Here is a 12,543-nt window from a genome sequence, read left to right on the forward strand (position 1 = left end):
AAAGCGGCTCGGCGCCATGTCCGTTGGCGCGAGCGGGTGGAGCGTGTCGCGGTATTCGGTCGCCGCCGGGTTCCCTCTCCCCGGCCCTCTCCCATAAATGGGAGAGGGGGTCTCCCTGCGGAGCGAGCGGTTTCCAGAGCGAGGCGGCGCTAAGCGCGTGGCGGTTCGGAGCCCCTGAGCGTACGCCTGTACGTGATGGGGGCCGGACCGCCGCGCAACGACGCGGGGTGCGCTCTGGGAGCCGCGGATTACCTACTTACTGGCAGGCTTCGCAGTCCGGATTATCGATGCTGCACGCCTGCGGCACCGGCGCCGGCTTCGGCTCGGCTGCCGGGGCAGCCTGCAGGCCTTCCACCTGGCCACTGGATACGGCGTTCAGCTTGCCGGTGGTCACGGTGGATTTCTCGGTGCTGGTCGCGGCCAGGGCACGGAGGTAGTAGGTGGTTTTCAGGCCACGGTACCAGGCCATGCGGTAGGTCACGTCGAGCTTCTTGCCCGAGGCGCCGGCGATGTAGAGGTTCAGCGACTGCGCCTGGTCGATCCATTTCTGGCGGCGGCTGGCGGCGTCGACGATCCACTTGGTTTCCACTTCGAAGGCGGTGGCGTACAGGTCCTTGAGTTCCTGCGGAACGCGTTCGATCTGCTGCAGCGAGCCGTCGTAGTACTTCAGGTCGTTGATCATGACCGCGTCCCACAGGCCGCGGGCCTTGAGGTCGCGGACCAGGTACGGGTTGATCACGGTGAATTCGCCCGAGAGGTTCGATTTCACGTAGAGGTTCTGGTAGGTCGGCTCGATCGACTGCGATACGCCGGTGATGTTGGCGATGGTGGCGGTCGGTGCGATGGCCATGATGTTCGAGTTGCGGATGCCTTTCTGCACGCGGGCACGTACCGGCGCCCAGTCCAGCGACTCGGTCAGGTCGACGTCGATGTACTTCTGGCCACGCGCTTCGATGAGGATCTGCTGCGAATCCAGCGGCAGGATGCCCTTGCTCCACAGCGAGCCCTGGAAGGTTTCGTAGGCGCCGCGCTCGTCGGCCAGGTCGCAGGAGGCCTGGATGGCGAAGTAGCTGATGGCTTCCATCGACTTGTCGGCGAACTCGACGGCGGCTTCGGAGGCGTAGGGGATGTGCTGCAGGTACAGCGCGTCCTGGAAGCCCATGATGCCGAGGCCGACCGGGCGGTGCTTGAAGTTGGAGTTCTTCGCCTGCGGCACCGAGTAGTAGTTGATGTCGATGACGTTATCGAGCATGCGCACGGCGGTCTTCACGGTCTTCTCGACCTTGGCCAGGTCCAGCTTGCCGTCGACGATGTGGTTCACCAGGTTCACCGAACCCAGGTTGCACACGGCGATCTCGTCCTTGTTGGTGTTCAGGGTGATCTCGGTGCAGAGGTTCGAGCTGTGCACCACGCCCACGTGCTGCTGCGGGCTGCGCAGGTTGCACGGGTCCTTGAAGGTCAGCCACGGGTGGCCGGTCTCGAAGAGCATGGAGAGCATCTTGCGCCACAGGTCCTTGGCGGCGATGGTCTTGTGCAGCTTGATCTTGCCGTAGCCGGCCATGGCTTCGTAGTACTCGTAGCGCTCCTCGAAGGCCTTGCCGGTGAGGTCGTGCAGGTCGGGTACTTCGCTGGGCGAGAACAGGGTCCACTGGCCGTCATCGAAGACGCGCTTCATGAACAGGTCGGGAATCCAGTTCGCGGTGTTCATGTCGTGGGTGCGGCGACGGTCGTCACCGGTGTTCTTGCGCAGCTCGATGAACTCTTCGATGTCCATGTGCCAGGTTTCCAGGTAGGCACAGACAGCGCCTTTGCGCTTGCCGCCCTGGTTCACCGCGACGGCGGTGTCGTTGACCACTTTCAGGAAGGGCACGACGCCCTGGGATTTGCCGTTGGTGCCCTTGATGTAGGAGCCCAGCGCGCGCACCGGAGTCCAGTCGTTGCCCAGGCCGCCGGCGAATTTGGACAGCATGGCGTTGTCGTGGATGGCGCTGTAGATGCCCGACAGGTCGTCCGGCACGGTGGTCAGGTAGCAGCTGGAGAGCTGCGGACGCAGGGTGCCGGCGTTGAACAGGGTCGGCGTCGAGGACATGTAGTCGAACGACGAGAGCAGGTTGTAGAACTCGATGGCGCGCTCTTCGCGGTTCTTCGGTTCTTCGATGGCCAGGCCCATGGCGACGCGCATGAAGAAGATCTGCGGCAGCTCGAAGCGCACGCCATCCTTGTGGATGAAGTAGCGGTCGTAGAGGGTCTGCAGGCCCAGATAGGTGAACTGCTGGTCGCGTTCGTGCTGGATCGCGGCGCCCAGCTTGGCCAGGTCGTAGGTCTTCAGTTTCGGGTCGAGCAGCTCGAACTCGACGCCCTTGTCGACGTAGGCCGGCAGCGCCTTGGCGTACAGGTCGACCATCTCGTGGTGGGTGGCGCTCTCGGCCACGCCGAGGAAGCCCAGGCCTTCGGCACGCAGGGTGTCCATCAGCAGGCGGGCGGTGACGTAGGAGTAGTTCGGCTCGCGCTCGACGAGGGTGCGCGCGGTCATCACCAGGGCGGTGTTGACGTCCTTCTCGGCGACGCCGTCGTAGAGGTTCTTCAGGGTGTCTTTTTCGATCAGCGCGCCATCGACTTCGGCGAGGCCTTCGCAGGCTTCGCGGACGATGGTCTGCAGGCGGCCCAGGTCCAGCGGCGAGAGGCTGCCGTCGGCCTTGGTCACGCGGATGCTCGGGTGGGCCACGGCCGGGGCGTCGGCGACGCCGCGCTTGCGCTCCTGGCTGCGGGCTTCGCGGTAGATCACGTAATCGCGGGCGACTTTCTGCTCGCCGGCGCGCATCAGGGCCAGTTCGACCTGGTCCTGGATCTCTTCGATGTGGATGGTGCCGCCGGACGGCATGCGGCGCTTGAAGGTGGCGCTGACCTGCTCGGTCAGGCGGCGCACGGTGTCGTGGATGCGCGACGAGGCGGCGGCGGTGCCGCCTTCCACAGCGAGAAACGCCTTGGTGATGGCCACGGTGATCTTGTCGTCGGTGTAGGCGACGACGGTGCCGTTACGCTTGATCACGCGCAGTTGGCCGGGGGCGGTGGAACTCAGGTCCTGCGAGCCTTCGACGGCTTGGGGAGCAGTGGCCTGCGGTTTCTCGTGTGGGGTGTCGATCTGCATGAGGGTCTCCACGTTTCTAATTGGTTTGGACACTTGTCGTCGCGTCTGTTCGCTTTTTAACCAAATGCGTTCTCCGCCCGGTACAGCCAGCTAACCGGTGGAAAACACGATCGGAGCAGGAAAAAGGCGTGACTCAAGTGCCTTCCTGGCTCGTAAGTCCTTGGTCGCGGGTACGCTCGCGACCACAACCCCTAGTGGTTGCCCGATTGGGCCGACACTACGACCGCTGACGGCATGAGAATGCCGTTGACTCAGGGTCCGGCCTTCTGATAACGGCCGAAAGGGCTGCTGAAAAGCGTTTCGGCCTGCGGATTCCGAGGCTGTACGACGCTTCGTTCCGGGACCGCTTGAATAGTGCAAGGCTTCGTTGTAAACCCAAGATGTAGTGGGTTTGTTTTGTCGGGATACAAGATAGAGCGTCAGGGGCGTTTGATCAACCGGCAAAACCTGTGGATAACGTGTGCGTGGATTGTGGGTGGAACGTGGGTAACCGGGCGCAGGCAGCGTGGTTGGTGGGCTGCGCCGCCTGTCGAGCCTCAGCGGTGATTTTACGCAGGCAGAAGTTTTTTTCTTCGACAAGGCGACCACTACATCTTGTGTTTTCCAGCGTTGCCTGTATCCGCCCCGCGGCGTTGCTACAATGCCGGCCGATCCGGTCAGCCGGAGCCCTGAGGAGAGCGTGGTGCAGCAGGACATCTTGATCGTCGAAGACGACCAGCGGCTGGCGGAACTGACCCGTGAATACCTGGAGAGCCACGGGCTGAGCGTCGGCATCGAGGCCGACGGGGCCAGGGCGGCGGCGCGCATCCTGCGCGAGCGCCCGGCGCTGGTGGTGCTCGACCTGATGCTGCCGGGCGAGGATGGCCTGAGCATCTGCCGCAAGGTGCGCGGCGAGTTCGACGGGCCGATCCTCATGCTCACCGCGCGCACCGACGACATGGACGAAGTGCAGGGCCTGGAAACCGGCGCCGACGACTACGTGTGCAAGCCGGTGCGCCCGCGCGTGCTGCTGGCGCGCATCCGCGCCCTGCTGCGCCGCCGCGAGGGCAGCGCCGAGCCCGTCGCGGAAAACCAGCGGCGCCTGGAGTTCGGCCCGCTGGTGATCGACAACGCGATGCGCGAGGCCTGGCTGGCCGGGCGCGGCATCGAGCTGACCAGCGCCGAGTTCGACCTGCTCTGGCTGCTGGCCTTCAATGCCGGGCGCATCCTCTCGCGCGAGGAAATCTTCAATGCCTTGCGCGGCATCGAGTACGACGGCCAGGACCGCTCCATCGACGTGCGCATCTCGCGAATCCGGCCGAAGATCGGCGACGATCCGATGCATCCGCGGCTGATCAAGACCGTGCGCAGCAAGGGCTACCTGTTCGTCCGCGAGGCGGCCGAGGACATGCGCTAGGCTGCTCGATACGCCGGACAGGCCCAGAAGAGGTTGTGCCATGTTTCCCACCTTCACTACCGCGCGCTTTCTGCTTCGCGAGATCGACCAGCGCGACATCGACGCGGTGTTCCGCGGGCTGTCCAACCCGGACGTGATCCGCTATTACGGCGTGTCCTACCGTTCGCTGGACGAAACCCAGACGCAGATGGACTGGTACCGCGACCTGCAGGAACAGCAGAGCGGGCTCTGGTGGGGCATCGCCTTTCGCGAGGCGCCGGAGCAACTGATCGGCGCCTGCGGCTTCAACGACTGGTCGCCGAGCCACAGGCGCATCGAGCTGGGCTACTGGCTGATGCCCGAGCACTGGCGCTGCGGGGTGATGAGCGAATGCCTGCCGCCGATCCTGCGGCATGCCTTCGACGACATGCGCATCCATCGCATCGAGGCGGTGGTGGATACCGACAACCTCGCCAGCCGCTGCCTGCTCGAACGTATCGGTTTCCGCCATGAGGGCACGCGCCGCGACGGCGAGCTGAAGGACGAGCGCTTCATCGACACCGAACACTACGGCCTGCTGAGCAGCGATCCGTGGTCGTGAACCGCGCGCGGCGGGGCGCCGCGCTGAACTCGATCTTCCTGCGCATCTACGGCGGCATGCTCGCGGCCATCGTCCTGGTGGCGCTGCTCGGCTTCGCGACGGTGCATTTGGTCAACAAGGTGCGCAGCGACCAGTACCGCGAGAACCTCGCGCGCGGCACCTTCCGCCTGATGGCCGACAACCTGGCGCCGATGAGCGACGTCGAGCGCCGCCGTTCCACCGCGTTGTGGGGGCGCCTGCTGGGCATTCCGCTGGAAATCCAGCCGCTGCTCGACACCTCGCTGGACAGCCGCGAGCGCGCCCGCCTGCTGCACGGCCAGGTGCTGGTGGAGCAGACCGGGCCGCACGCGGCGAAGATCTTCAGCCTGATCAGCGACGCCGAAGGGGTGATGCTCACCAGCGAGGTCGGGCAGATCAGCGAGCAACTGGCGCGCGCCACCGTCTACCTGCTGATGGACGAACTGGTGCATTACCCGCCGGCCGAGCAGCCGAGCCGGCTGGCCGAGTTGAAGCAGGCCAAGCAGTTCGGTTTCGACCTCAGCCTGCGCCCGCTGGACACGGCCGATCTGGACGCCGACCAGCGCCGCCGGATCGACGAGGGCGACACGGTGATGGCGCTGGGCAAGGGTGGCGATTCGATCCGCGTGTTCGCCGGCATGGTCAACACGCCCTGGTTGCTGGAAATCGGCCCGCTGTACCAGATGAACCCCTATCCACCGCAGCTGCTGGTGCTGATCGGGCTGCTCGGTCTGAGCCTGATCGGGCTCGCCGTGTACCTGCTGGTGCGCCAGCTGGAGCAGCGCCTGCGCGGCCTGGAAGCGGCCGCCACGCGCATCGCCGGTGGCAACCTGGAGGCGCGCGTGCCGGCCGGCGGCGCCGATTCGGTGGGGCGCCTGGCCGCGGCGTTTAACGGCATGGCGGAGCATCTGCAGCGGCTGCTGTCGGTGCAGCGCGAGATGGTCCGGGCGGTGTCCCACGAGCTGCGCACGCCGGTGGCGCGGCTGCGCTTCGGCCTGGAGATGATCGGCGACGCGGAAACCGAGCAGGCGCGGCGCAAGTATATGGACGGCATGGACGGCGATATCCAGGACCTCGATCGTCTGGTGGACGAGATGCTCACCTACGCGCGCCTGGAGCAGGGTTCGCCGGCGCTGAATTTCCAGTTGCTGGACATCGATGCGTTGCTCGACCAGGTGATTGGCGAGCTGGCTCCGCTGCGCCCCGCGGTGCGGCTGGAGCGCGGCGCGCCCAGCGCGGTGGGCGTGCGGGTGGAGGGCGAGGCGCGTTATCTGCACCGCGCCTTGCAGAACCTGGTGACCAATGCCCTGCGCCACGCCGAGTCGCGGGTGCGGGTGAGCTTCAGGGCGGGGCCGCGGCGTTGCCGTATAGATGTGGAGGACGACGGCCCCGGCGTTCCCGAGGACGCCTGGGAGCGCATCTTCACGCCCTTCCTGCGCCTCGACGACAGCCGTACCCGAGCGTCGGGCGGGCATGGCCTGGGGCTTTCGATCGTTCGGCGGATCATCTACTGGCACGCCGGCCGCGCCCAGATCGGTCGCAGCGAAAGCCTCGGCGGCGCCTGTTTCAGCCTGGTCTGGCCGTTGCGCCAGGAGCAGGAGGAGCGCACGCCGTAGCGCGCGAGGTCAGGCTTCGACGGCTACCAGGCTGAGCAGGCGCCCGTCGACCAGGGTGAACTGGCCGTCCAGTTCGACGCCAACGTGCCATTCCGGCGAGAGCGTCTTGAGCAAGCGCAGGCGCGCATGGCCCCGCTCGTCCCAGCGCAGCACTTCGGCATCCTGGAAATAGAAGTTCTTGTGCACCAGCGGATAGAGCGCCTTGTACAAGCATTCCTTGAGCGAGAAGGTCAGCGTCACCGCGAGGGAGCAGTCGCCGGGGGCCAGGCGCTGCTGCTCGGCTTCGGTGAGGATTTCGCTGCACAGGCGCTGCGCGCGCACGTCGGTGAGCGGCACTTCGGCGTCCAGGCCAAGGCCTCGCCAGCGCTGGCTTTCACCGACGATGGCGGCGGCCCAGCCCTTGCTGTGGGTGATCGAGCCGCAGGTGCCGGCCGGCCACTGCGGCGCGCCGTCCTCCGCCACCATCGGCGTTTCCGCGCGGCCGCGCATATGCGCCAGCGCTTCGCGCGCGCACAGGCGCCCGGCGAGGAACTCGGCCTTGCGCTTGGCGATGGCACCGAGGATGTTCGAGGGCGGGACGATGCCGCAGCGGGCGAAGTCGGCGAGTTCGAGCCGCTCGGCATCGAACGCAGCCTTCACCAGCGAAAGGCCGGGCAGCACGGTGGGAAACGGCCAGTCGGCGGTCAGTGTCGGGCAGCAGGCGGGAAGCCGGGGGGAGTAGGAAGTCATGCGGCTATTCTGCCGCAGCCTGGTTGCCGGCGGCGACCTGTTTGCGAAAACCGCGCCCGCGGCGGGCGCAGGCCGGTGGTGGCGCGGCGGCTAATCGAACACCCCCTTGAGGAAGGATTTCATGTCGGCCCAGGAATTCTCGTCGGCTTCCTTCTGATAGCCGATGTCCGGCCCGCCGTGCTCGCCATGGCTCAGGCGGTCCGCATCGGGGTTGGTGAAACCGTGCTTGGCGCCGGGCAGGCTGACGAAATCGTAATCGGCGTCGGCGTTGTCCATCTCTTCCTTGAACGCGGCGACCTGCTCGGGCGTGACCATGCTGTCGGCCTCGCCGTGCTCGACCAGGATGCGCGCCTTGATGCTGCCCTTGGTCGCCGGGACGGCCGGCACCAGGGCACCGTGGAAGCTCACCACGCCGAGCAGCGGGACGCTCTGGCGGGCCATGTCCAGCACCACCTTGCCGCCGAAGCAGTAGCCGATCGCGGCGATCTGTTTGGCGTCGGTCTGCGGCTGCGCCTTGATCAGGTCGAGGCCGGCGAGGAAACGCGCCTTGCTCGCCGCGGCATCCGCGGTGGCCGCCTGCATGAAGGCGAGGGCGTCCTTGGGATGCTCGGTGTTCTTGCCGCCGCCATACATGTCGATGGCCAGGGCGGCGTAGCCGAGGCCGGCGAGATCGCGTGCGCGGCGCTTGGCGTAGTCGTTCAGCCCCCACCATTCGTGAACCACCATCACGCCGGGCCGCGGGCCTTCGATGGCATCGTCATAGGCGAAGTAGCCGATGAGCTTGGTGCCGTCGGCGCTTTCGTAGGGAATTTCCTGGGTCTTGATGGCGGCGAACGAGAGGCCGCTGAAGAGCATCAGCAGGCCGAGCAGGCAAGTGCGCATGGCAGGTTCCTTGGTTGTCGAGCGCCAAAGCCTAGGTCGAAATGCCGCGCCTGTGAAGCGAGGCGGCTGGCGACGGCTCAGCTTTCCTGCGCGCGGTAGGCGCCCGGGGTGAGGCCGGTCCACTTCTTGAACGCCCGATGGAACGCCGACGGCTCGGAAAAGCCCAGGCGCTCGGCGATGCGCTGGATCGGCAGATCGCTGCCCAACTGGTAGATCGCCAGGTCGCGGCGCAAGTGGTCCTTGAGTTCCTGGAAGCTGGTGCCTTCCTCGTGCAGGTGGCGGCGCAGCGTCTGCGGGCTCATGTGCAACTGGCGGGCGATGCTGTCGAGGTCCGGCCAGTGTTCGCACTCGCGGCCAAGCAGGCGGCGGATGCGGCTGGTCAGGCTGTCGCCGCCATCCGGCCTGGCCAGCAGATCGGCCGGCGAATGCAGGAGGAAGCGCTTGAGCGTGCGCTCGTCCTGCAGCAGCGGCATGGGCAGGTAGCGGGCGTTGAACAGCAAACTGTTGGCGGCCGCCTCGAAACGATGCGGGCAGGGGAACAGCAGGTCGTACTCGGCGTGGTGCGCGGGCGCCGGATAGCTGAAGGTCACTTCATCGAGGCGGATGCGCTGGCCGATCAGCCAGCTGCCCAGGCGATGCCAGATCACCAGCAGGCTCTCCAGCAGGAAATGCTCGTCGTCCCAGGCGCCGACCTCGTCGACCGACAGGCGAACCTGCTCGCCCTCGCGGCGCAGGCGGATGCCCGGCGAGCCGGGGAACAGGCCATAGAAGAGGGCGCCGCGCTGCAGGGCCTTTTCCAGGTTGCGGCAATGGATGATGGTGTGGCCCATCATGGCGAAGGTGCCGCGCTTGCTCGGCTGGTTGCCGAGGCCGAGGTATTCGTCGTCGAGCACCTCCCAGAGCAACTGCACCAGGCGGGCGAACTGCTCCGGCGCGATGCGCGCGCGCGGCTGTTTGAGCAGCGCCGGCGGGATGCCGGCGCCGAGCAGCAGGGCGTCGGGCGCCAGACCGCGGCGTTCCACCCCACGCAGCGCCGCGCGGACGAAATGATTGGAAATCGTGCGTTCGCGCAAGGCGCTTCCCTCGTTCCGGTGCGCGCCGATGGTAGAGCGCGACCGGATGCCTCACAAGCGTGGCGGCCTGGCGAGGGCGAGTGGCGAAAAGCCGCCATCCGGGCGGGTTGTCGCCAGGCAAAGGGCGGGTTTCCGCCATCTCCAAACGCGCAGGCCGCAGTGATTTTTTCTTAAATCGTTGAATTTGAAAGATAAAAAACTTGATGAGGAATTGGCACAGCGCTTGCGATAAGGCTGATACCCGGCGCGCCCGGGGCCAACAATCATAAAACCTCAGTCAGAGGTGTGCGCTGCTCCAGGCAGTGCGACGCCCGGGAACCTTCCATGACTCGTCAGCCCTTCTATAAAAGTCTTTATGTCCAGGTTCTGGTGGCAATCGCCATCGGCATTCTGCTCGGCCACTTCTATCCGCAGACCGGAGCGGCGATGAAGCCGCTGGGCGACGGATTCGTGAAACTGATCAAGATGGTCATCGCCCCCATCATCTTCTGCACCGTGGTCACCGGCATCGCCGGCATGCAGAGCATGAAAGCGGTCGGCAAGACCGGCGGCATGGCGCTGCTGTATTTCGAGATCGTTTCCACCATCGCCCTGATCATCGGCCTGGTCGTGGTCAACGTCGCCCAGCCCGGTGTCGGCATGCACGTCGATCCGGCGTCGCTGGACACCTCGGGTATCGCTGCCTACGCCGCTGCCGGCGAGAAGCAGAGCACCATCGACTTCCTGATGAACGTGATTCCGGGGACCGTGGTCGGCGCCTTCGCCAACGGCGACATCCTCCAGGTGCTGTTCTTCTCCGTACTCTTCGGCTACGCCCTGCATCGCCTGGGCGAGCGCGGCCGTCCGGTGTTCGACTTCATCGAGCGCATCTCGCACATCTTCTTCAACATCATCAACGTGATCATGAAGGTCGCGCCCATCGGTGCCTTCGGCGCCATGGCCTTCACCATCGGCAAGTACGGCGTCGGTTCGCTGGTGCAGCTGGGTCAGCTGATGGCCTGCTTCTACATCACCTGCCTGCTGTTCGTGCTGCTAGTGCTGGGCGGCATCGCCCGCGCGCACGGCTTCAGCATCATCAAGTTCATCAAGTACATCCGTGAAGAACTGATGATCGTGCTGGGCACGTCCTCCTCGGAATCGGCGCTGCCGCGCATGATCGCCAAGATGGAAAAACTCGGCGCCAACAAGTCCGTGGTCGGCCTGGTGATCCCCACCGGTTACTCGTTCAACCTCGACGGCACCTCCATCTACCTGACCATGGCCGCGGTGTTCATCGCCCAGGCCACCGACACGCCGATGGACATCAGCCACCAGATCACCCTGCTGATCGTGCTGCTGATCGCCTCCAAGGGCGCCGCCGGCGTCACCGGTAGCGGCTTCATCGTGCTCGCCGCCACCCTGTCCGCCGTCGGCCACCTGCCGGTTGCCGGCCTGGCGCTGATCCTCGGTATCGACCGCTTCATGTCCGAAGCCCGCGCGCTGACCAACCTGGTCGGCAACGGCGTGGCGACCATCGTCGTCGCCAAGTGGTGCAAGCAGCTGGACGAGAAAGCCCTGGATGACGAGCTGCACGGTCGCGGCACGCCGGACGAGCTGCTCGGCGAAACGCCCATCGAGAGCAAGCCGCTGCACGTCTGAGTCGCACCACCCTTCGAGCCCTGCTCGATGAAAAGCCCGCCGCCTGGCGGGCTTTTTTTGGCCTGACGGATTGCGTCAATCGGCTCGAGCGCTGGCGTCATTGAGCGCATCGCCCGCCACCCTTACGCTGCAGGCAGACCAACAAGAAAATGGAGCCTGGATGAAAGGGCCGCTGTCGTCGCTGAAGATCCTCGATTTCTCCACCCTGCTGCCGGGGCCGTTCGCCTCGCTGCTGCTGGCCGACATGGGCGCCGAGGTGCTGCGCGTGGAATCGCCCGGGCGGCTGGACCTGGTTCGCGCGTTGCCGCCGCACGATGGCGACACTTCGGCCAGCCACGCCTACCTCAACCGCAACAAGCGCAGCATCGGCCTCGACCTCAAGCGGCCGGAGGCGGTGGAACTGGTCAAGCGCCTGGTGCTGGACTACGACATCGTCCTCGAGCAGTTCCGCCCTGGGGTGATGGATCGTCTGGGCGTCGGCTACGCCGCGCTGAAGGCGGTGAATCCGGCGCTGATCTACGTCTCGATCACCGGCTACGGGCAGACCGGGCCGTACCGCGAGCGCGCCGGGCACGACATCAACTACCTGGCGCTGTCCGGCCTCGCCAGCTACACCGGACGCGCCGACAGCGGCCCGCTGCCGCTGGGCATGCAGGTCGCCGACCTCGCCGGCGGTTCGCTGCATGGCGCACTGGGGCTGCTCGCCGCGGTGATCCAGCGCCAGCACAGCGGGGAAGGGCAGCAGGTCGACATCAGCATGACCGACTGCGCATTCGCCCTGAATGGCATGGCCGGCGCCGGCTATCTCGCCTGCGGCGTCGAGCCGGGGCTGGAAAGCCAGGCATTGAACGGCGGCAGTTTCTATGACCACTACCGCACCCGCGATGGCCGCTGGTTTTCCGTCGGCAGCCTCGAGCCGGCATTCATGCAGGCCTTCTGCGCAGCGCTTGGCCGGCCGGAGCTGGCGCAGCGCGGCCTGTCGCCGGACCCCGCCGTGCAGCGGACGCTGAAACGCGAGATCGCCATCGAGATCGAGCGCCGCGACTTCGCCGAGTGCAGCGCGCTGTTCGCCGCCATCGATGCCTGCGTCGAGCCGGTGCTGCCGCTCTCCGAGGCCGTCGAGCATCCGCAGCTCAAGGCGCGCGAGCTGGTGGTCGAGGTGCCGCGCGAAGGCGCGCCGGCGCAGCGGCAGATCGGCTGCCCGATCAGGTTTTCCGCTGGTCTGCCCGAGCCACGCCATATCGGTGCGGCGCTCGGAGCGCATACCGACGAGGTGTTGCGCGAGCTGGGCTACGCGGCGCAGGAAATCGAGGCGCTGCGCGCCAGCGGAGCGCTGGGCTGAAGGATTCTTTGCGGATGGGTGCGGATGCGTAGGGCGGGCTTCAGCCCACGCGATGCGCCGATGCCTGAGGGCGGCGGTGGGCTGAAGCCCACCCTACTACGGCTCTGTAGCGGTTCCAGAC

At 66.3% G+C, this 12,543-nt stretch carries 9 protein-coding genes; 5 read left to right on the forward strand and 4 right to left on the reverse strand.

The window, feature by feature from the left end; translation table 11 throughout:
* Nucleotides 1–256: 256 nt before the first annotated feature.
* Nucleotides 257–3,148, reverse strand: a complete 2,892-nt coding sequence (locus BLV15_RS20150; protein WP_090231515.1) for a ribonucleoside-diphosphate reductase subunit alpha — start codon at nucleotides 3,146–3,148, stop codon at nucleotides 257–259.
* Between the two features lie 682 nt (nucleotides 3,149–3,830).
* Between BLV15_RS20150 and BLV15_RS20155 the strand changes: the two genes are divergently transcribed.
* The 3 genes from BLV15_RS20155 to BLV15_RS20165 are packed head-to-tail and all read left to right on the forward strand — an operon-like array spanning nucleotide 3,831 to nucleotide 6,758.
* Nucleotides 3,831–4,544, forward strand: a complete 714-nt coding sequence (locus tag BLV15_RS20155; RefSeq protein ID WP_090231516.1) for a response regulator — start codon at nucleotides 3,831–3,833, stop codon at nucleotides 4,542–4,544.
* Between the two features lie 40 nt (nucleotides 4,545–4,584).
* Nucleotides 4,585–5,124, forward strand: a complete 540-nt coding sequence (locus BLV15_RS20160; protein WP_090231517.1) for a GNAT family N-acetyltransferase — start codon at nucleotides 4,585–4,587, stop codon at nucleotides 5,122–5,124.
* Between the two features lie 23 nt (nucleotides 5,125–5,147).
* Nucleotides 5,148–6,758: an ATP-binding protein gene (locus BLV15_RS20165; protein WP_090231646.1), complete on the forward strand. Its 1,611-nt coding sequence runs from the start codon at nucleotides 5,148–5,150 to the stop codon at nucleotides 6,756–6,758.
* 9 nt (nucleotides 6,759–6,767) lie between these two features.
* Here BLV15_RS20165 and BLV15_RS20170 read toward each other — a convergent pair whose 3' ends face one another.
* From BLV15_RS20170 to BLV15_RS20180, 3 genes are all read right to left on the reverse strand, one after another.
* Nucleotides 6,768–7,487, reverse strand: a complete 720-nt coding sequence (locus BLV15_RS20170; protein ID WP_090231518.1) for a 4'-phosphopantetheinyl transferase family protein — start codon at nucleotides 7,485–7,487, stop codon at nucleotides 6,768–6,770.
* Nucleotides 7,488–7,577: 90 nt separating this feature from the next.
* A complete protein-coding gene (locus tag BLV15_RS20175) occupies nucleotides 7,578–8,369 on the reverse strand; it encodes a dienelactone hydrolase family protein (protein ID WP_090231519.1) in 792 nt (263 codons plus the stop codon).
* Between the two features lie 77 nt (nucleotides 8,370–8,446).
* On the reverse strand, nucleotides 8,447–9,442 hold the full coding sequence (locus BLV15_RS20180; protein ID WP_090231520.1) for an AraC family transcriptional regulator: 996 nt from the start codon (nucleotides 9,440–9,442) through the stop codon (nucleotides 8,447–8,449).
* Between the two features lie 324 nt (nucleotides 9,443–9,766).
* On the opposite strand from BLV15_RS20180, the gene BLV15_RS20185 reads away from it, so the two are divergent.
* Nucleotides 9,767–11,080 carry a dicarboxylate/amino acid:cation symporter gene (locus BLV15_RS20185; RefSeq protein WP_090231521.1) on the forward strand — a complete coding sequence of 438 codons (1,314 nt, stop codon included), beginning with the start codon at nucleotides 9,767–9,769 and terminating at the stop codon, nucleotides 11,078–11,080.
* 160 nt (nucleotides 11,081–11,240) lie between these two features.
* Nucleotides 11,241–12,422: a CaiB/BaiF CoA transferase family protein gene (locus tag BLV15_RS20190; protein WP_090231522.1), complete on the forward strand. Its 1,182-nt coding sequence runs from the start codon at nucleotides 11,241–11,243 to the stop codon at nucleotides 12,420–12,422.
* Nucleotides 12,423–12,543 lie beyond the last annotated feature (121 nt).

The organism is Pseudomonas kuykendallii (assembly GCF_900106975.1).
Lineage (GTDB): Bacteria > Pseudomonadota > Gammaproteobacteria > Pseudomonadales > Pseudomonadaceae > Pseudomonas_O > Pseudomonas_O kuykendallii.